Genomic DNA, 19,742 nt, shown 5'->3' with positions numbered 1-19,742 from the left:
TCGCCCCAGCGTCTCTCTGAACCCTAAGTTCTTAGAACTGCATGCCCATCATCTGCTGATAAGCGCCTACTGCTTTGTTCCGCACCTGTAGCGCCAGCTCAAACGCCATATTCGCCTTCTGCGTCGCTATCATGGCGTCATGTACTTCAACACCAGAGCCATTCAACAACCCGGTCACAGCCTCCCCAGCCTTCTGGTCAAGCTTTGCCGTCTCCTTCACCATCGACTGCAGCACTCCCGCAAATGGCACACTACCCGCACCGCCCCCATTCGACGCCGCGACGCCCGCATCACTCAGGAAGCCATCATCGAGACCTCCCATTCCCACTCCGCTCATTACCCCAGGACCAACAGGCAATCCGACCACAATTCCTCCTCTGTGTTTCTTATGTCTTCGCGCCCCGCGCTATTGCCTTACTTCAAAAGATCAAGCGAAGAGTTGAACATGCCCTTCTCCGCCGTGATCGCCGAGGCGTTCATCCCGTAGGACCGCGTCGCCCCCATCAAATCGACCATCTCCGTCAGCGGATTGATATCCGGATACGCCACAAATCCATCCGGCCCCGCATCTGGGTGCGATGGGTCATACCGTTGCAGCGGCTTACTTGCATCTGCGATCACACCAGTTACTTCAACCCCGCCCGGCGTAGGATCGGCGGCAGTCACATCACCGCTCAAGCCACCGATAACCCCGCCGCTATAGATGTTTTTGAAACCTGTCCCCGAACTAATGCTCGAGCCGCCACTCAACTGGTTCACCATCGAATTCTGAAACGTCCCACCATCTTGAGCTTGGAACACTACATGGTGGCGTTGATAGGGCCCACCTTCCGTGGTTCGCGTCGTCTCAGCGTTAGCCATATTCGAAGCCACAACCTCGGCACGTACTCGCTCGGCCTTCAACGCCGAACCGCTTATATCCATCACTCCAAAGATATTCATGGCCTATTTCGAATCCATATGAATTGCACTCATCACGCTTGAGAACTCACCCTTCAGGAGCTGCGTTCCCAGCTTGAACTGCATCTGCGCCTTGGCTAGTTGCAAGCCTTCGCGGTCCATCGACACGTTGTTCCCATCCGGCCGCGACACCAATCCGTCGACGTCCTCCATCGGAGCTTGCACGCCCTCAAGGCCCGTCGCCCCGGCGCTATTATTCAACTGCTGAGCGAACACTTCTTCGAAGTCGAACCCCTGCGTCTTGAAGCCAGGCGTATCAACATTCGCCATGTTTCTCGCAGTCGCTTGCATCTGCTGACTGGTCAGATCCAGATATCGTCCCAACGCATCGCTCATCGCTGTCGTCGTCTGCATGTCCTGCACCTCCACGCCATGACATATGCAGTCGTACGACCAAACAAAAGCGCCCTCAAATGAGAGCGCTCTTATCAACTTCAATTTCGATTTGGATGCTAAACAAGTAGTTAGAAATCACAGGTATCGCGCCCAAGACGCGATCCGTATCTAGCTACCCTCGCGTAGCTCGTCCGAAACGAATCTCATCCTCTCCGATTTCCATCTTGTCGCCTGCCAAAATCGCGCCACGCTCCAGCACATGCATCAGCTCCCGCACATTGCCCGGCCACGAGTGTTCATATAACTTTGCTTCTGCATCGAGGGCTAACCGCTTGCGTGGCATCTCCTGCCCCATCTGCTCCAGGATGTGCTCTGCTAGCAACCCAAGATCGTCCATCCGGTCCCGCAGTGCCGGCACCTCAATCGGAAAGACAGCCAGCCGATGGTAAAGATCCAATCGGAAGGTCCGTTCCGCACCGACACTGGTAGCAAGTTTCTCCAACGGTTGATGCGTCGCCGCGATCACTCTTACATCGACGCGCATCGTCTCGTTATCGCCCACCCGCTGCAACTCGCCACACTCCAAGAACCGCAACATCTTCGCCTGCAAGGCCATTGGCATCTCGCCTATCTCATCCAGGAACAGAGTTCCTCCGTGCGCTGCCTCAATCCTTCCCGTCCGCGACTGCACCGCTCCGGTAAAGGCCCCACGCGTATGTCCAAACAACTCCGCCTCCAGCAAAGCTTCAGGAATCGCCGCGCAGTTCAACACAGCAAAAGGCTTCCCAGCTCGCTCGCTCAACCGATGCAACGCTCGCGCCACAACCTCCTTCCCCGTCCCCGTCTCCCCCTCGATCAATACCGTCGTCGACCGCGGAGCGACCAACCGAATCAACCGCGTCAGTTCACGCATCGGTTCACTTGCCCCAATCATCTCAGGCAACATCGCCTCCGTCTTGGCCAAAGGCCGGGTTACTTCCTCCCGTCCCAACAAAGCCGCCAATGCCTGCCGCGTCGACTCCAGTCGAACCTGCTCTTCCCTCTCCTGCTCCACGTCCTGGTCGATATCTTTTCTTATTGGGGTCGGCATCCGAACCGGTGTCTTCGCTCCCGCGCCAGACGCAGCAGTCGGAGCAGGCACAGGCACCGAAGCCGGAGCGGCTGCCCAGGCCGCTGTATCGTTCAGTGGCGCATTCTGTGCCTCCCGCAAGGCGTGCAGCAACTCATTACGCCGTGGACTCCGCGCCCCCCCATCCACACCACCATCCACTCGAAGCAACTCCATCGCCGGATACATCATGCGAATCACGCTCGCAAACTCACCGACCTCGAGATCTGGCAGCCAGCTATCCACCAGTAAAGCCTCCGATCGCGCGTCCTCAAGCTGTGCCATCGCCTCCGCTCCACCACTGGCTTCGCGCACCTGCCATCGCAGTCCCGTCAGAGAGGTACGCAGCCGCTGCCTCAGGGCCACATCCGCACTCGCCAATACCACCGTTCGTGCAGCAGCCACCTCACCCGTATCCATATTCAACACTGACTCGCGTCCCATACCCATCTTCGTCACCCTATCCTCTCGCCATTCGTATCCGACTTCACCTGTTGCAGCATCGTTCGCATCGTTCCAACCGTCTGGTTCAACCGCACACACTCTTTTAAAGCCTCTCGAATCGCCTCCAGCATGGCATCTGGCTCCCCAATCAACTCGCCCATCGCCAGTCTGCACTGCAGCACTGTCAAAGGCTGGCAGAGACCATGCAGCGCAGTGTCCAGGCGCTCCACAAACTCAGCGCGACCACTTTGTTGCGCAAGCTCACGCACCGGCAAACGCCGCATTTGCAGGAAGCATACCAACTCGTCCCATCGGTTTGCGCACGGCACTCATTCGGTAACCCTCTCCCCGCACCGTCTCGATAACGGAGTTCCCAAGGTCGCCATCCGCACTCGTCGCCGCCAGCTTTCGCCGCAGATAATTGATATACACATCCACCACATTCGTCCCGGCATCGGGAGACATCTGCCATACATCCCGCAGCAACTCACTCCGGCTGCAGCACTGCCCGCCCCGCTTCAGCAAGAACTCCAGCAGGCTGAACTCCTTCACGGTCAGATCCACCAGTTGTCCGTTGCGCATCACCTTGCGCTCCATCCGGTTCAACTCCACGTCGCCATGCCGCAACACCGGATCCGCAAACTGCTCTCGCCGCCGCATCAGCGCGCGGCATCGTGCCGTCAGTTCATGAAAGCTGAAAGGTTTCAGCAGGCAATCATCCGCCCCCAGATTCAGGCACTTCACCCGTTCTTCCACCTGGCTTCGCCCCGTCAACACCAGCACCGAGGTCTCATCGAACCGGCCGTTCATCTCAGCCAGCACTTCGGTTCCGTCTTTCCGTGGAAGACTCAGATCCAGCACGATCAGGTCCGGACGATGTTCTTCCGCATATCGTAGCCCTGCCTCCCCATCAGTCACCCAATCCACCTGGTGTCCCTCCAACTTCAAACCCTTCTGGAGAAACAATCCCAGTGCTGCGTCATCTTCCACGATCAAAACTCGCATTTCGTCTCCCAAGGCACAGTCAAGATGTTCAGGTCATCCACACCAACCGAAGTCACGTTACTCAACGGCGCGGTGTCTTATTACCTTGGTGCATTCACTTCATCCTGACAAGGGATCTTTCGCAAACTTTTGCGTGCGAATTTCAAAACGGGAAAACCTGCATCACCGCGCCAGAAACCGCTCTACGCGCGAGGACACCGCCTCAGCATCGCACTGCATGATCAAGTGCGCGCAGCTTCCAGCCGAAATATAAGTCTCTGCCCCAACATCCTTCGCCCACTCCAGCGCAGGCTGCGGAGCAACCATCCGATCCTCCGCTGCCACGATCACCAGAAACTTCACCGGAACTCCCCGAGCAACCTCTTCAATCGTCCTTCCATGCAGCACATCGTGATGCATAATCGCTCTTGCCTGCCACATCCTGTCATTCGCGTCCTGCCGCTGCGGCGACTCCACCAACTTCATCCACTCCGCAAACTGCTCCCTCGGCACCTCTGCATTTCGATACTGCGGCGCACTCACGATCAGCGTCCCAATCGCATTCGCAAGCTTCAACTCCGGCTCCGTCACATATCGGCCGCCCATATATCCAGGATCCGACTCAATCGCCTCAACCAAAATCTGCTTCGACAACAGATCGAAGCTCGTCACCTGCGGCGTCCCCACAATAGGCACTGCCCTATCCAAAAACTTCGGGAACAAAACCGCCCAAGCAAATACCTGCTCTCCACCCATCGACAACCCTACTGCTGCGTGCACGTGTCCCACATGAAGCACCTCGGTCAGCACGCGGTACTGTGCCCGCACCATATCCTCCATGGTGAATGCCGGAAACTCCGGCCCACGTTGCCGCTTGCTGTTCGAAGGCGACGAAGACACTCCATCCCCAAACGCATCGAACGCCACGCCAAAAAACCGTGACGTATCCACCAACCGATGCCCGGTCTCCTTATCCCCAAAGAACGGAATCAGCTCCTCGCTTCGCCCATTCAGCCACGAAGGCATAACGACGACATTCGTCCCATCAGCGTTCATCACACCGAAGGTTCTGTACCCAACCTTGCAATCCAGCACCACCTGACCGCTCGCCAACGGACATTCTCCCAGCTCGGCAATCTTCTGTGCACCCTCCTGCGCCCACCCCACCGAAATCGTCAGCATCCATACCGCAGCCCACCCAAAGACTCGAACCCGGCTCCCCATGATTTTCATAAAATCAGCATATCCCCCGCCTTCCGGTGTGGGTTTATTCATAAAGTGAAACTTGGCATCGCTGTATATCAATAACTTGAGGAGAACCAGACCTCATAAGGTGAAACCTGGTGACCGAATAAGATGAAACTAACTTGGGGAAATTACTCATAAGGTGATATTTCCCCATCTTGGCGGGTTCGACTGCTGTTTCTAGATTTTCGTAGGTCATTGCGCGGGAATGGTTTGCGCCCTAGCTTATTTGATGTCTTAACCGCCGCCTGCTTACGGCCCAGGAACATAACCGCGGCTGAGTTTCTGCGAGCGCGGATCGCGGCTACGTGGACAACGTCGTGGATGTATATCCGCGAGGCAATGCCAAACAGCGGCGACTCTTCGAGGAGAAGAGACCCAGAACGACAGATCTCACGTACAGCTTGCAACCCTTCGATTAACAGGGGCATTTTACGGTTTGCACAGTGTCGCACCGGCTCGCATTTTTGTTGCAAACATTAGACTTATAGTTTTTCTCCTTGCACCGGATCGCACCCGAAAAGCACCTATTCTCAATCCGAACAGCCACCAAAACAGCCACCACGACCCCAGTTCGGTGTGATAGTTAAGTACAACGGAATGGGGTGCGGAACGATGGCAAACGGGACGGTCAAAAAGCCGAAAGCGATCAAAGGGATTTTCGAGAGACCGGACGGTAGTGGCATCTGGTGGATCAACTATTACATCGAGGGTAAACGGTTTCGGGAAAAGGTTGGTCGGCGTTCGGACGCTGTCACTCTCTACCAACGTCGCAAGACGGACGCCCGAATGGGTGTAAAAATGCCGGAGGTTCGGGCGCGCCGCGCGGTGCTCTTTGAGGAGATCGCGGCGGACGCTCTGGTGTACTCCCAGGAGCATAAGGCCTCGTACCCCGGTGACCGTTCGACGGTCGGGAAACTCTTGCCAACCTTCGGAAAGATCCCACTCGACAACATCACGCCGCAGACGATCAAGGCATATCTGGATAAGCGCACCGATCTGACGAAGACGACGATCAACCGATATCGCGGAACTATCTCCATGATCTTCGAAGAGGCTATCCGCAACGAGAAGGCCACTGCCAACCCCGCTCGGCTCGTGCGCCTCCACCGGGAGGACAACAGCAGAGTTCGCTTCGTCACCTTCGCGGAGGAGGCGACGATACGCGCAATCATTCGCGAGAGGTGCCCAACCCACGAACCCGAAATGACCTTGGCTCTTGAAACTGGAATGCGACGCGGAGAGCAGTATTCGCTGGAGTGGGATCGTGTCGATGTAGAGCGAAGACAACTGCTGTTGCTAAAGACTAAGAATGGAACGGCGCGGGTGGTCATCCTGACCACCGTTGCGGTTGCGGCGCTGGAGGAACTTCGGGAGCGGCGGAATCAGCTAAAAATCAAGAAGGAGATGGAGCGTGCTCTTGTCCTCACAACTGGCTCGTCCATGGCACTTGAGGATCAGCAGAGTCAGACTGTCTGCCTTACAAGATATGGTGAGCCAATGGCGTCGCCCCGTGCCTGGTTTGAACTGGTGATGGAGGAAGCAATAAAGAGAAATTCAGCACTCAAGGACGTCACTTGGCATATCTTTCGCCACACCTACATCTCGCGCCTCGTAATGGCCGGCGTCGATCTGAGGACAGTGCAGGAACTCGCCGGCCATAAAGACATCAAGATGACCGTCCGTTACGCTCATCTTGCGCCGGCGCATAAGCTGGCCGCCGTTGATCGGCTTGCCGAATATCGTCAAGAGCAGGAGAAAGCCGAAGCGCAAAGGGCAGTTGAACTGGCGCTCGTTGCTGCGTAGCGGCTCCCGGCGGAGTGTCTGACATTCCCTCTGTCGTCACTAACTGGATCGCTTCCAGAAAGCCAAGTCAATACAATGGCGTTTATCAGGACTAATGCATTTTCGGTCGGGCAGCGAGGGATAAGACCACAGTGCGGCTAATGACAGGACAGCGTGTCAGACAGGCGGCAGGTCTTTGTACTTCTCACGGTAGAGCTTGTAGGAATGTCCGTCGTACCGGAAGACTTGGATGTCTCTGTGAGAACCCGCGAACCAATCGGTGCGTACGTCCCGGTAGCCATTGTGGCGGCTGCGAAGAACCGTTACTGTGCTGGCTTGAATCCAGGTTGTACGGGTTTGCTATCGGCAGAGGTAATTATCCAGAACCACGTATTATCTCCTCCGCTCATTGGGAAGTCGCCTCTGACGATCATGTCTGTCTGCCGTTCACTTGCTAGGTGAACCACAAGTCCTCTGAGCAGTTTCGGGATGCGAGCACGCTCTGACGTATCCGCATCTTCAAGCTCTTGACGCGCTGCATCCGTGACTAGGATGGCGGCGACGATCGCGGGCGAAGGTGGGGGAGCCTTATCGAGACAGGGGTCATCATCACCACTGAAAACCCGGCAATTCGAACACGTGCTTTGAGCCGTGGAAGCAGAACTCCCTAGAGCGATGACCGCGAGCAAAAGAAGACATTCGGTTTTTCTCATAAGCTCTAGTGCAGTGAAGTCTAGCAGCAACGTTTCGCTTTTCGGATAGTCCTGATAAATGGGATGAGCAGGTCTTCCGAAGGAGGAGCAGACTGTTCCCATGAAGAAGCCAGCGCAGCACCTCATCGCTGAAGTTCCGCGCAGACAGGCCAAGGTTGAGATCACGATCGGCATCGACCTTGGCGATGTCTGGAGCCATTACTGCACCCTCAACCAGGACGGAGAGGTGGTCGACCGTGGCCGCTTCAGAACTACCCCGAAGGCGATCGAGAAGTGGTTCACCGACGTGGCTCCAGCGCGGGTTGCGATGGAGGCGGGAACGCATTCGATCTGGATCAGCGCGCAGTTGCAGGAACTAGGTCACGAAGTCATCGTGGCGAACGTCCGTGAGTTGCGGGCGATCTCGCACAGTGACCGGAAGAGCGATCAGGTCGATGCTGAGAAGCTGGCAAGATATGCCCGGCTTGATCCGAATATCCTTCGGCCGATTGCCCATCGCACCGTTGAGCAACAGCAGGCTCTGACTCTGATCCGTTCGCGAGCGCTGTTGGTGCGACTGCGCACTGCGGCGGTGAACGCCGTTCGTGGTCTGACGAAGTCGTGCGGCTACCGTATGCCTGCCTCCGCCACAACGTGCTTCGCCCAGCGCAGCCTGGCCGTTATGCCACCTGGACTGGCACAGGCGCTCGGTCCGGTACTTCAGCAGATCGCGGAGATGACAGTAAAGATCAAGCTGTACGACCGGCAGATCCAACAGCTCGGCCAGACCGAGTATCCAGAGACGCAGGCGCTGCCGAAGGTTCACGGCGTCGGTCATCTCACCGCCTTAACCTTCGTGCTGACGCTCGGAAGCAAAGAGCGGTTCGGACGAAGTCGCGACGTTGGGTGCTATCTGGGCCTGCGACCGCGTCGAAGTCAGTCTGGAGATCATGATCCGCAGCTCGGCATCACTCACGCCGGCAACGCCTATCTCCGAAGTCTGCTGATCGAGTGCTCCAATCACATCCTTCGACCGCACGGACGAGACTCGGCCTTACGACAGTGGGGCCTGCGCCTAGCCGCCCGAGGTGGCAAGAAGTAAGGCCGTCGTTGCCGTGGCCCGCAAACTTGCGGTGTTGCTTCATCATCTCTGGAGCACCCAAGCTACGTATATGCCGTTCTACGAACAAGCTGCTTGAGAGATCAACATGTTCACCCGTTGCGACGACACCGTGTTCCGATGACTGCGAGCCGACTTCGGCCTTCGAGGCCGACCGATAAATGGCAGCATCGACTTTCCTCTCGAACCCCAACCGACACCGAGCTTGCATGAAGACAGCTCATCAAGAGTGCGAATAGAAACACGGTGGAGAGCAACGAAACCAAGAGCAACAACAAAAGCAAAAGCCCTATGAAGAAAAAAACAAAGAACAATCCCTTGACACTAGTGACCTGCTCATAGAAAGTCGGCTTATCGTCAGTGACTCCGCAACTGGTGAGAACGGCGTCTATCAGGAGTCATAACGACGATGGTCTCTCTCTGACTCTCAATGAGTGCATTGGCCTGTTGGCAGCAGTTGAAATCAGGATTGGTAACTACTAGCCGACTTGAACTTAATAAACTGGACATTCTATGTGCTACGAAAACCGGACGCTAATTAGCTACGAACAGTGAAGCTTTTTGGGGCCGCTCAAAAGGCTGGGCGACGAAAAGCGGTGCACGGACAGCAGACCTATCGCATCACTCCAGCGATAAGCATGCTGCCCCGGCCTCGCTTCCGCAGAAGGCAGCCTGCTAAGGAATCGGAATTCCAACCGCAGCCGAGCTGACCTTCGTCAACAACCACTTCCCGTTGATCTTTTTGCCTTCACCGCTAAGGTATACGTGGCTCTTTGCCGTCCAAAACGGCTGGCCAGTGGCAGGATTCAATGACACGTCGAAGTAATGGCATTCGAAATACACTGATGATTTCCATTGGCTGTCACCGTCCTTTACAGGAACATACTTCGTTTTGTACGCCGGGGAAAGCGACACCAACCTATTGGCTGGCTGCAACCCGCCGGCAACATACTTGAAGAACGTGCACAGCGTGCCCTGTTTCCCGGCGGCGGATGTGTCGAGCGAGGGTATAGGGCAAGTTGCGGGATCCTCCGGATCGCCGTTGCCAATGTAATTTCCTGCCGTGGTAGTAGTGCCTATAACGGTGAGTTCGGCGTCTTTGGACCAGAGCGCGAGTATGTCGCGGGTTCGCTGAGTTATCACTGCAGGCGAATCGAGGTTCACGGGATCGTGCACGCTGATTGACGCATGAAAGGTTGCGTGAAGCTGTTCCAGTTCCGTCTTTTGGGCCAGTTGTTCGTAATCGTCCCACCAACCATCTGCGTGGGCGACTCCTATCGCCGCGATAATTCCGACAGCGAGCAGTACCAAAGAACGTGCGTACGTCTTCCTAAATGTCGACTTCATGTCCGTCTCCCTCTGATTCTGCGGCGAGTTTCTCGTTTTCACCGCGGCTGTTTAGTTGTCTTCACTCCGTTTGCGAAAATCGCAGCCGGAACTTGTAAGTGGGCAGTTTCCTCTTCGGCGGTTGTTCTCTTTCTGGACTCGATGTGACAGTGATGCGTCCGAAGTTTCCATGACTGCCCTTCCGGAAGCAATGCCTACGCGGCGAATTGTTTCTCCCCGAACAAACCTTTCTGCAGTAATCAGTTGGAAGAGTTGTCCCCGACTAACCTTGGAGTGCTAAACTTGGGGCTCGCGGTCTGGCGGGTGTGGAATGCCCCTTTCACTCACTGAAGGGACGGTTCGGTTTGACCAGTTTGAGCTGGATCTGAGGACGCGCCAGCTCACTAAGAACGGCGCGAAGATCCGGTTATCGCAGCAGCCGATTCAGGTCCTGTTGTTGCTCCTCGAAGTTCCCGGCGAGATTGTGACACGTGAAGAATTCAGGCGACGCCTCTGGGCGTCCGATGTGTTTGTCGATTTCGACCACGGGCTGAATAAATCCATCCAAAAATTGCGCGACACTCTGGGAGATTCGGCAGGCTCTCCCCGTTACATCGAAACCATTCCGCGGATCGGATACCGCTTCATGGCGCTCCCCAATGAGGCGAGAGGAAGCCTGGAACTGCCGTCAGAAACGGGAATCTCAGTGCCGCCGACTGCCCCGGCTCTCCCGCCTGGCGGCCGGATCGCAGGAAACCGACTGGCACGATGGATTCTACTTGCCGCTTCTGTGGCGGGCTGCGCCCTTGGGTTCTTCGCGCTGGCCCTTTATCGATCCCGCCATCGCCCGCCAGAAGTCCGGTTCATGCAGCTCACCGAATTTACCGATTCTGCCGTAGCTCCGGCGCTATCGCCGGACGGACATATGGTGGCCTTTATCCGCGGTAACAACACCTTTCTTTCCTCTGATGAGATCTATGTGAAGATGCTGCCGAACGGAGAAGCCAGGCGGGTGACGGACGACCACCGGCCGAAATACGGGCTGGCGTTCTCGCCGGATGGGGCAGAGATTGCGTACACGGTGTTGGAGGGTCCCCGGTTCTCCACCTACGCCGTATCAGCGCTGGGAGGTGAGCCTCATCTATGGATGCAGAATGCGGCGGGACTGGTGTGGCTTGACCGCGATCATCTTCTCTTTTCCGAAATCCGATCGGGCGAGGCGATCCATCTGGGAGTGGTGACGGCAACAGTGACGCGTGCCGGTTCGCGTGAAATTTACTTTCCTGCGCACGAGCGTGGTATGGCCCACTACTCGTATGCCTCTCCGGATCGGCACTGGGCTCTCGTGGTAGAGATGAACGAGAACGGCGATTGGGCGCCGTGCCGACTGGTGGATCTGGAGGGCCAGGCCTCCCCGCGGCCGATTGGCCCCGTTGGTGCGTGTACCTCCGCGGGTTGGTCCCCAAATGGCAGATGGATGTATTTCACCGTGACAGTGGATGGGCAGAGCCACATCTGGCGGCAGTACTTTCCAGACGGAGAGCCGGAGCAAATCACCTTTGGACCGACCGAGGAGGATGGAATGGCGGTAGAGCCGCAGGCGCCAGCGCTGATTACCTCCGTGGGTGTGCACGAGAGCGCACTCTGGATGCACGACGGGAACATCGAGCGGCCGCTCTCTTCTGAGGGTGAAGTGGTTGGCGGACTGTCTCATCCCGTTTTCAGCCCCGACGCCAGTGTTCTTTATTACCTTCTGCGGCAGGGGCAGAACTCGGGTGCAGAGCTGAGGCGCACAGTCGTCGAGTCGGGAAAGAGCGAAGTAGTGCTACCCGGAATTTCGATGATAGCTTTCGATCTATCGCCGGATGGCAAACAGGTGGCATATACGACCGCCGCGGCGGGGGGGACGACGCAGTTGTGGCTGGCACCGGTGGGTGGCAGCAATCCCCCACAAAAATTGGATGTTACCGGCGCGCAGTCACCCCACTTTGGCGTGGGGGGCCAAGTCCTGTTCCAACACACGGAAGGGAACAAAAACTACCTGGAGCAGGTTGACGCGGACGGGACACACCGCTCCAAGGTCGTCCCGTTTCCCATTTTGGAATTCCAGAGCGTCTCACCTGGGCGGCGATGGGTGATCGCATTCGTTCCCGCGACACCCGAAAGAAAAATTTTTGCCGTCACAGCGATTCCGCTAGCCGGCGGAGTGACGCGGCGGATTTCCGCAACCTACTGCTTTCCAAGATGGTCGACTGACGGAAAATTCCTTTTCGTTCCAGTAGAAGAGTCATCACGGACAAGCCCGGGTCGCAGTTTGGCGATTCCCCTGGGGCGGGGGGAAGACTTGCCGGTTCTTCCTGCGGACGGGATCGCTCCATTCGCCGAATCAAATGTCGTTCGTGGTGCCATATCCGTGAGCCGTGAAGAGCTGGTCCCCGCCAAGGACCCGGAGCACTATGCCTGGGTGAACACGACGGTACACCGGAACCTCTATCGAATCTCACTGCCCTAGCCCTGTAACAGCTACGTTCCGAGGCCATCCGCAGCAACGCCTTCGCGAGTGAACGCGGCAGGAGTAGAAAAGAAGCCGCTCACAGGTTTTGGCCCACAGAGGAACTGGTGAGCCCTTTAATGGGCACCGCAAAGGCATTCCCGATAACCTGAGCGACTTGCCATCGTTGTATGGGCCACACACGACTCGCACAGAGGTATTCGCGCCCGTTTTCGGAGTTCCGCTCGCACAACTGGCTTTGCGGCCAAGTGATCTTTGCCACTTGACGCGCTATGACTTTTCTCGACAGGTGATAAATCGCCGAGTCACTTATCGAGCGGGGCTATTACCTCAATGAGCACATCGGCCTGTTAGCACTAGTTGAAAACTCGATCCAAGAAACTGGCGTAGTGCAAGTGTGATGTCGCATTTTAGAGACGGCTAGCTTTGACGATCAAGGACGGGAGGTCGACGCCGACAATCGCCTACGTGACTGGTGGACGGTAGACGATTCAGCGCAATTCAAAGTGCGTGCAGATGTTCTGAGCAGCCAGTACTCGGCGATGGAGCCGCTGCCGGGACTGCACATCAAGGGCGATGTCACTCTTGGCGAGAACATTGCCGATCTGGGAGGTGTGACGATAGCCCTTGAGGCATACCACCGATCGCTGTTCGGACTTGCCGCGCCCGTGCTCGACGGTTTCTCAGGAGACCAGCGATTTTTTCTTGGATGGGCTCAAGTCTGGCGCGAGAAGCGTCGCGAAGACAACCTACGCCAGATGATCACGACCGACGTTCATAGCCCTGCAACCGCAAGGGTGAACGGGGTCGTACGCAACATGGATCCCTGGTACCACGGTTTCACCGTCCAGCCAGACCAAGCTCTGTTTCTCGCGCCTGACAAGCGGGTGCGCATCTGGTGACCCGCCGCCAAGGATGCAGCGATACTCATCGATTTTGAAACGTCGGTACTGTAATCCTCGCAGCACCAATTTAAGCGAACCCATACCGAGGGGCCTTACGGGTATCTGCTTCTAACCATTGCAGTTCAAAGAAGGTGCGAACAAAGTAGGATTCATGTGAGTATGGCCGGTTGAGCGCCGAATGTCAGGCTTGAGAGCTTCTACCGGGAATCGAGAGAGCACACCGTTGATTACATTTGCAACCCGTCGTGAAGTCTTGCGCACGCTGCTATCCGCATCGATCGGGGGCATCTTACCTGTTTCAAAGCATGACAGAAACGATTCGATGTCTTCGGTTCCGGCTCATGCGCGACCCAGCTTTGAGCCTGTTCGGAACCTGATCCTTCGAGCGATCGCGCAAGGAAAGGCTACTGGAGTAGCTGTTGCCGTGGCGCATGGTGGAAGCATCGTCTGGGAACAGGGCTTTGGATGGGCCAATCGTGAGGCTCGCCTTAAGGCAACAGCGCATACGCCGTTCACCCTAGCGTCCATCACCAAACCGTTCACAGCCACAACGCTTATGGCCCTGGTTGCGGAGGGGAAATTGTCCTTAGATGACTCCGCAAACAAATATCTTACGAACAGCAGGATCCAGGGTACGAACGGAAACGCGGACACGGCAACCGTCCGGCTCCTGGGCGCGCATGTCAGCGGTTTGCCGACGATGTACGAGGGATACGATCGAGGCGAAGCCAACCTAGCTTTAGATGCAGACGCGCTCATCAGTAACTATGGCAGACTCGCCTATTCGCCGCGATCCTGTTACGAATACAGCAACATCGGTTTTGCTGCATTGGCAGTCGTCGCATCGAACCTGACGGGAACGGATTTCGGGGCTCTCATGACACAAAGGGTTCTCACACCGCTTGGCCTTCACGACAGCTTCTTCAACACCAGTGTTGCACGGCTCCGAACGGGTGCCGCGCGATACGATTCCTTGGGAAATTTAATCCCGTACTACACAACATCCACTCCGGCATCGGGAGAACTCTATGCCAGCGCTCACGACCTCGCGCGCTTTGCGATGTTCAACATGAAAAATCACGTTCCGGGTCAGGCGCCGTTTCTGGATGACCATTGCGTCGACGAACTCCACAAGCCGGTCTTCGTGGGGCCTTCGGGCGTCGCCACGACCTTCGGCTGGTTCACGGGGCATTTGAAATCCGGCATCCCGGTGATCTTCAAAATTGGTGGCCAACCAGGTGTCGCAACGGGCCTGTATATGCTCCCATCGGAAAATCTCGCATGCATGGTCTTGACGAATCGATCCGACGGGAGAGAACTGTGCTCCGAGGTCTGCAACCAAGTACTTGCCGGTTACCTGCCTGAATGGCAACAGCCTGAAGAAACAAGTGGGCCTCCAACCTCTCCGTTCGTCGTCAGACCCAGCTTCGGTGGTCATTGGCGGGGAACACTGGCGAATGATGGCGCGAAGATGCAGGCTGAGCTGAACATAGACTCCAGCGACCTGGCCACGCTGTCGCTCGGTGACAAACCTGCGGCGAGAATTACCGGGATGCAGTCAGAAGGAGTGGCTCTCACGGGCGTGTCGGTGGGTTTGATCGACTCCCCTGACTCGCTCCGCACTGGAGCGAAGACGCTGAAGATTAAGCTACTCCCACAGGAGGGAAAGCTTGTGGGCAGGGTTATCGCAGTAGCAGGTGATCCCAATGTCAAAAACGTGATGTTGCCGTACGTGCTCACCTTGAACCAGATACCGAGGTGAGTTTGTAAGCTCGATGCTAAAACGATTCGCCCTGAGTTCATATTTGGCCCTGTCGTGGTTCCTCAACGAGCGCATCATCGCCGATGCGCTCATCGAGGTCCGGATTGGTAACGACAAATGGGATGAGCAGGTCCTCCGAAGGAGGAGCAGACTGTTCCCATGAAGAAGCCAGCGCAACACCTCATCGCTGAAGTCCCACGCAGACAGGCCAAGGTCGAGATCACGAATCGGCCGGAGGATGTTCGGATCAAGACGGGCGTAACGGGCCAGCTTCTCCGCATCGACCCGGCCGCTCCTCCGGTCGCTGTGCGAGATCGCCCGCAGCTCGCGGACGTTCGCCACGATCACTTCGTGGCCCAGTTCCTGCAGCTGTGCGCTGATCCAGATCGAGTGAGTCCCGGCCTCCATCGCGACCCGCGCTGGAGCCACGTCAGTAAACCACTTCTCAATAGCCTTCGGGGTAGTTCGGAAGCGTCCGCGATCGACCACTTCTCCGTCCTGGTTGAGGGTACAGTAATTGCTCCAGACATCGCCAAGGTCGATCCCGATTCGCCCATCGCACCGTCGCCCAGCAGGCGGCCCTCACCCTGATCCGTGCGCGAGCTCTGCTGGTGCGACTACGCACGGCTACAGTGAACGCCGTGCGCGGTCTTACGAAGTCCTGCGGCTGCCGTATGCCCGCCTCCGCTACAACGTGCTTCGCTCAGCGAAGCCTTGCTGTCATGCGGCCTGGACTCGCACAAGCGCTCCGTCCAGTACTTGAGCAGATCGCTGAGATGACCATCAAGATCAAGCAGTACGACCGGCAGATCCAGCAACTCGGCCAGACCGAGTATCCGGAGACGCAGGCGCTGCTGAAGGTTCATGGCGTCGGCCACCTCACGGCCTTGACCTTCGTTCTGACGCTGGGCAGCAAGGAGCGGTTCGGGCGAAGTCGCGATGTGGGTTGCTATCTTGGCCTGCGTCCTCGTCGAAGTCAGTCCGGAGACCATGATCCTCAGCTCGGCATCACCCACGCCGGGAACGCGTACCTTCGAAGTCTGTTGATCGAGTGTTCGAACCATATCCTCCGACCACACGGAAGAGAATCGGCACTTCGACAGTGGGGTCTGCACTTAGCCGGAAGAGGTGGCAAGCAAGCCAAGAGCAAGGCCGTTGTTGCAGTAGCCCGCAAGCTTGCCGTCCTGCTTCATCACCTCTGGAGCACCCAGGATCCGTACATGCCGTTCTATGAACAAGCCGCCTAAGAGATGCCTATGTTTACTCGTTGCGACGACAGGGTGTTCCGATGACTGCGAGCCGACTTCGGCCTTCGAGGCCGACCGATAAATGGCAGCATCGACTCTCCTCTCGAACCCCAACCGGCACCGAGCTTGCTTCAAGACAGCTCATCCAGAGTGCGAATGGAAACACGTTGGAGAGCAACGAAAAAGAGCAACAACCAAAGCAAAAGCCCTATGAAGGAAAAACAAAGAACAAATCCCTGACACCAGTGACCTGCTCATAGAAAGTCGGCTTATCGTCAGTGATCATGGTGCCGCCAGCGGCTGCCGCGTAAGCAGCAGATGACAATCAACATTCTTGAGGATGCTTAATTTGACATAGCCTAGATCGGAAACCTACGCATACGCACCTTGTACCTGACAGTTATCCCCGCGAAAGCTAGGCCATTGAACTGCCGACTGCTTTATAGATCTCTTCAACGGACAGTAAATCCTTCATGCCTTCTTCGCCCGGGGTAGCTGGCTCGGTGTTTTGTAGAATGCAATTTGCGAAGTGTGTGACCTCAGTGACGAACTGGTCGGGATCGTATACAGCACCGCTGCCAGCGAGATCGCCCGACTCGGTCTTCCCCTCGTATTTGAGGATTGAGTTGCTGTGGGCCCGTGGCTGGTGGTTTTCCACTCGGGGTAAAGCAGCACCACTTCGCCGCGAGTCTGTACTGGGATTGTTTCGCTTACGCGGAAGAGGCTATGAATCGTGTCGGTAGCATCGACATGAAGTTGGATCGTACCCGTAAAGGGCTGATCGCGCGGCTCAGATACTGGAGCTGGAAGAGGCGTGGAGGAAGGGCTAACCCCGATCTGAGCGTTCGCAGAAACACAAAGCAGAACAGAGACAAACAGCACTACGAGACGCATAGTCGATTGTATCCAACCGAAACAGGGCCCCCGCAATGTTACCCACATGCTCGCTACCCGCATGATCCGCCGACCACCTTCACGCTGGATGTAGTGGGCCGCGATGAAATCCTCAATCGCCGCAGGCAGTAAAGGACAAGGCTGCCGCGTGCGACCGATTGTTGCTTCGACAAGCAAAAACGGGGAGCCATTGCTGGCTCACCGTTTGCATAATTATTCAGCAGGAACAGCGAATCCTACGGAAACTTGAAAACCGACCGACTCCAAAGCAACCTCACAAGCACGGGCATCTTGGTGGTAGTTTCCACCGGAGATTCCGATCCCGCCGATCAGTTTTCCGTTCTCCAGGATAGGGTGACCAACACCAACCGCAACCATGCGCGGCGATGCGAGAGCTGTTCAATTTTAGAATTCCCAGTCAGCAGTGAGTTCCACATATGCGTCGGGATGCCGTACGACGCGGCGGTCCAGGCTTTGTCGATTGCGACGTCGCAAGTCAGAAAGCGAGCATTGTCGGTCGACTGGAATGCTTTGAGATGACCGCCTGCATCAGTGACTGCTATGGACACCTCGATTCCTGCCTTTTCCGCATGCGCGAGTGCGGCGTCGATGAGAGCGACCGCTGCATTGCGGGAGACGGACGCCGTGACGAAAGAGTTTGCTTGCTGTGTGCTCATTTGTGACTCCTCTTGATACTCAGGATCAGAGTATGTGGTACTACTAGCTTTGACATGTACACACAACTGTCGTCGGTAGGTACAAGATGGATACTGTAAGAAAGCTCCGGCACACTAGCTTTGAATGCAATCCGGGCTGTCCAGTCGAGGCGACGATCAGCCTCATCGACGGGAAATGGAAGTGCGTGATTCTGTATCACCTGCTTGACGGCACGCTGCGATTCAGTGAATTGCGGAGGCGTGTTCCGTGTGTGACACAGCGCATGCTTACGAATCAGCTTCGCGAATTGGAGGCAGACGGGCTGATTGTACGCACGGTCTATCCTCAGGTACCTCCAAAGGTCGAGTACAGTCTTTCTCTCTTGGGCGATAGTTTGCAGCCCGTGCTTGTGGCATTGGGAGCATGGGGCGAGGCCAATATGAGCCTGTTCGGAAGATCAGGATCAGAGGCTAGCCCGTGACGCTGGGGAGGTGATTACCGCGCCGGGCCTAACTCACTAGCACTTATGCGGCGCTACTTCGGTGATTTCTGGTCCGGCCGGCAAAAGAGATGCGCCTGTCTAATGACAAGCGCATTTAGAGGGTGTGGGGCTTAAGCAGTTTTCTTCGATGCCTTCGGAATGGGCCTCGGTTCGATCTTGGCAGCGGACCTCGCCTTTTCCTTGGCTGCGAACTCATGCTTTACCTTGAGTGCAATCGCATCCGTATCCACCTTGTACGCCTGAGCTGCGGCGCGAAGAACTTTCCCTCCGTCCGGCATTGTCAACTTGAGACGTTGAGGGACATTCTGAGCTGGGAACGCTGCGGGTCTTGCGCTGGCTTAGGCCACAGTCACTTCCCGCCAGACCGCGAATGACCGCGATCGCAGTAGCCGGTGATTGCTAGACCTCAATAAGTGTCGGCCTACACGGAACAGATTTCGGACGGCATCATGGAGGGAGAGAAAGCGTTGTGCGTGCCTGGCAGATTTGAATCGGCGCATTTGCCGTTCCCGTTGGCGCGTTAGCTGATGCGAGGCTTCGACGCGATTGTTGGCGTACCGCTCCACCCTGTGAGTCACGTTGCTGAAGATGCTTCGCATGGCAGCGGAGTAGCTTCTCAATTTGTCGGTAATGATCTGCAGTGGTTCGGAACCCTGGCCACGCAAGAGTTTTCGAAAAAATCGCTCTGCGGCGCGCTGATCACGATGCGGCTGGACCAGAATGTCGATCACGTCGCCGTCCTGATCCACGGCGCGCCACAAATACCGCTGTTGGCCGTTGATTCGAATGAAGACTTCATCCAAATGCCAGTGGTCGCCCAGCCGTCCCTCTCGTCGCTTCAATCGCCGACTAGCGTCTCAATCTTCATTTCAAAGAATCGCCCTCATCACCCTTGATTCCGTGAATTGTAACCCCTCGATTGCATTCGAGGCCAAAGCCTTCGACCTGATCCCTCAAAATCAAGAAACGGCGTGATATCCAGGCAGCCGGTTGCTAGAGTTCCCTGCCAACGCGGGTCCTGGTGGAGAAGGGAAGGAAGGATGGCGCCGCCGATCATGAGATTTGCAAAGGCATCGGCATAGCCAGCCCCTAAGCGCTGACCGTACCGGTTGCATTCGCCAATGCCTCCTCGCTTGTGTTGCACTGTGAGATTTTGATATGGCGGCTGATCGTGCGGCAATCTCATTCTTGGTTGAGGGGGCTCTGCTCGACTGGAGTGCGCTTTTGCTTGTCGGCGAACACCTCGTCTCTGCTGCGCGCGGA

General features: G+C 56.6%; 21 protein-coding genes. 7 read left to right on the top strand and 14 right to left on the bottom strand.

All coding sequences use genetic code 11. From position 1 onward, the window contains the following. Nucleotides 1–31: 31 nt before the first annotated feature. From fliE to RBB77_RS13570, 7 genes are all read right to left on the bottom strand, one after another. A complete protein-coding gene (fliE, locus tag RBB77_RS13600) occupies nucleotides 32–322 on the bottom strand; it encodes a flagellar hook-basal body complex protein FliE (protein WP_353062287.1) in 291 nt (96 codons plus the stop codon). Nucleotides 323–414: 92 nt separating this feature from the next. Next, the gene (flgC, locus tag RBB77_RS13595; protein WP_353062286.1) at nucleotides 415–942 is read right to left on the bottom strand and encodes a flagellar basal body rod protein FlgC; all 528 of its coding nucleotides are present in this window, start codon (nucleotides 940–942) and stop codon (nucleotides 415–417) included. 3 nt (nucleotides 943–945) lie between these two features. Then, nucleotides 946–1,314 carry a flagellar basal body rod protein FlgB gene (gene flgB, locus RBB77_RS13590; protein ID WP_353062285.1) on the bottom strand — a complete coding sequence of 123 codons (369 nt, stop codon included), beginning with the start codon at nucleotides 1,312–1,314 and terminating at the stop codon, nucleotides 946–948. A gap of 154 nt (nucleotides 1,315–1,468) precedes the next feature. Then, complete coding sequence (locus RBB77_RS13585; RefSeq protein ID WP_353062284.1) at nucleotides 1,469–2,848, bottom strand: sigma-54 interaction domain-containing protein; 1,380 nt, start codon at nucleotides 2,846–2,848, stop codon at nucleotides 1,469–1,471. 11 nt (nucleotides 2,849–2,859) lie between these two features. Then, nucleotides 2,860–3,117: a hypothetical protein gene (locus tag RBB77_RS13580; protein WP_353062283.1), complete on the bottom strand. Its 258-nt coding sequence runs from the start codon at nucleotides 3,115–3,117 to the stop codon at nucleotides 2,860–2,862. Continuing rightward, complete coding sequence (locus RBB77_RS13575; protein WP_353062282.1) at nucleotides 3,110–3,853, bottom strand: response regulator transcription factor; 744 nt, start codon at nucleotides 3,851–3,853, stop codon at nucleotides 3,110–3,112. The genes RBB77_RS13580 and RBB77_RS13575 overlap by 8 nt, the downstream gene beginning before the upstream one ends. 162 nt (nucleotides 3,854–4,015) lie before the next feature. Further along, nucleotides 4,016–5,065 carry an alpha/beta fold hydrolase gene (locus tag RBB77_RS13570; RefSeq protein ID WP_353062281.1) on the bottom strand — a complete coding sequence of 350 codons (1,050 nt, stop codon included), beginning with the start codon at nucleotides 5,063–5,065 and terminating at the stop codon, nucleotides 4,016–4,018. 627 nt (nucleotides 5,066–5,692) lie between these two features. Between RBB77_RS13570 and RBB77_RS13565 the strand changes: the two genes are divergently transcribed. Both RBB77_RS13565 and RBB77_RS13560 read left to right on the top strand, forming a co-directional pair. Next, complete coding sequence (locus RBB77_RS13565; protein WP_353062280.1) at nucleotides 5,693–6,883, top strand: tyrosine-type recombinase/integrase; 1,191 nt, start codon at nucleotides 5,693–5,695, stop codon at nucleotides 6,881–6,883. A gap of 792 nt (nucleotides 6,884–7,675) precedes the next feature. Continuing rightward, nucleotides 7,676–8,656, top strand: a complete 981-nt coding sequence (locus tag RBB77_RS13560; RefSeq protein ID WP_353062279.1) for an IS110 family transposase — start codon at nucleotides 7,676–7,678, stop codon at nucleotides 8,654–8,656. A gap of 693 nt (nucleotides 8,657–9,349) precedes the next feature. Here the strand turns inward: RBB77_RS13560 and RBB77_RS13555 are convergent. Next, nucleotides 9,350–10,021: a hypothetical protein gene (locus RBB77_RS13555; RefSeq protein ID WP_353062278.1), complete on the bottom strand. Its 672-nt coding sequence runs from the start codon at nucleotides 10,019–10,021 to the stop codon at nucleotides 9,350–9,352. Nucleotides 10,022–10,331: 310 nt separating this feature from the next. Between RBB77_RS13555 and RBB77_RS13550 the strand changes: the two genes are divergently transcribed. The 3 genes from RBB77_RS13550 (at nucleotide 10,332) to RBB77_RS13540 (ending at nucleotide 15,179) form a co-directional block, all read left to right on the top strand. After that, complete coding sequence (locus RBB77_RS13550; protein WP_353062277.1) at nucleotides 10,332–12,512, top strand: winged helix-turn-helix domain-containing protein; 2,181 nt, start codon at nucleotides 10,332–10,334, stop codon at nucleotides 12,510–12,512. Nucleotides 12,513–12,919: 407 nt separating this feature from the next. Further along, nucleotides 12,920–13,414, top strand: a complete 495-nt coding sequence (locus tag RBB77_RS13545) for a M13-type metalloendopeptidase (RefSeq protein ID WP_353067630.1) — start codon at nucleotides 12,920–12,922, stop codon at nucleotides 13,412–13,414. Between the two features lie 325 nt (nucleotides 13,415–13,739). Further along, entirely contained in the window at nucleotides 13,740–15,179 is a 1,440-nt protein-coding gene (locus tag RBB77_RS13540; protein ID WP_353062276.1) for a serine hydrolase domain-containing protein, read from the top strand. Here the strand turns inward: RBB77_RS13540 and RBB77_RS13535 are convergent. Further along, the gene (locus RBB77_RS13535) at nucleotides 15,066–15,668 is read right to left on the bottom strand and encodes a hypothetical protein (protein ID WP_353062275.1); all 603 of its coding nucleotides are present in this window, start codon (nucleotides 15,666–15,668) and stop codon (nucleotides 15,066–15,068) included. The two genes, RBB77_RS13540 and RBB77_RS13535, sit on opposite strands and share 114 nt — an antisense overlap. A 98-nt stretch (nucleotides 15,669–15,766) precedes the next feature. On the opposite strand from RBB77_RS13535, the gene RBB77_RS13530 reads away from it, so the two are divergent. Next, entirely contained in the window at nucleotides 15,767–16,426 is a 660-nt protein-coding gene (locus RBB77_RS13530) for a transposase (RefSeq protein WP_353067629.1), read from the top strand. A gap of 415 nt (nucleotides 16,427–16,841) precedes the next feature. Here RBB77_RS13530 and RBB77_RS13525 read toward each other — a convergent pair whose 3' ends face one another. The 3 genes from RBB77_RS13525 to RBB77_RS13515 all read right to left on the bottom strand — a co-directional run bounded on the left by RBB77_RS13525 (nucleotide 16,842) and on the right by RBB77_RS13515 (nucleotide 17,997). Continuing rightward, a complete protein-coding gene (locus RBB77_RS13525; RefSeq protein WP_353062274.1) occupies nucleotides 16,842–17,084 on the bottom strand; it encodes a hypothetical protein in 243 nt (80 codons plus the stop codon). A gap of 449 nt (nucleotides 17,085–17,533) precedes the next feature. Beyond that, the gene (locus RBB77_RS13520; RefSeq protein ID WP_353062273.1) at nucleotides 17,534–17,698 is read right to left on the bottom strand and encodes a heme-binding protein; all 165 of its coding nucleotides are present in this window, start codon (nucleotides 17,696–17,698) and stop codon (nucleotides 17,534–17,536) included. Then, on the bottom strand, nucleotides 17,650–17,997 hold the full coding sequence (locus RBB77_RS13515) for a GlcG/HbpS family heme-binding protein (protein WP_353062272.1): 348 nt from the start codon (nucleotides 17,995–17,997) through the stop codon (nucleotides 17,650–17,652). The genes RBB77_RS13520 and RBB77_RS13515 overlap by 49 nt, the downstream gene beginning before the upstream one ends. An 86-nt stretch (nucleotides 17,998–18,083) precedes the next feature. Between RBB77_RS13515 and RBB77_RS13510 the strand changes: the two genes are divergently transcribed. After that, nucleotides 18,084–18,458 (top strand): winged helix-turn-helix transcriptional regulator, encoded by a 375-nt coding sequence (locus RBB77_RS13510; protein WP_353062271.1) that lies wholly within the window; start codon nucleotides 18,084–18,086, stop codon nucleotides 18,456–18,458. A 131-nt stretch (nucleotides 18,459–18,589) separates the two neighbouring features. Here the strand turns inward: RBB77_RS13510 and RBB77_RS13505 are convergent, their stop codons facing one another. Both RBB77_RS13505 and RBB77_RS13500 read right to left on the bottom strand, forming a co-directional pair. Beyond that, nucleotides 18,590–18,757 (bottom strand): hypothetical protein, encoded by a 168-nt coding sequence (locus RBB77_RS13505; protein ID WP_353062270.1) that lies wholly within the window; start codon nucleotides 18,755–18,757, stop codon nucleotides 18,590–18,592. Between the two features lie 60 nt (nucleotides 18,758–18,817). Further along, the gene (locus tag RBB77_RS13500) at nucleotides 18,818–19,282 is read right to left on the bottom strand and encodes an IS6 family transposase (RefSeq protein WP_353067628.1); all 465 of its coding nucleotides are present in this window, start codon (nucleotides 19,280–19,282) and stop codon (nucleotides 18,818–18,820) included. Between the last annotated feature and the right edge of the window lie 460 nt (nucleotides 19,283–19,742).

The organism is Tunturibacter psychrotolerans (assembly GCF_040359615.1).
GTDB classification, from domain to species: domain Bacteria; phylum Acidobacteriota; class Terriglobia; order Terriglobales; family Acidobacteriaceae; genus Edaphobacter; species Edaphobacter psychrotolerans.
The sequence above is the reverse complement of the archived record's forward strand: the minus strand, read 5'-3'. Positions and strand labels throughout refer to the sequence as shown.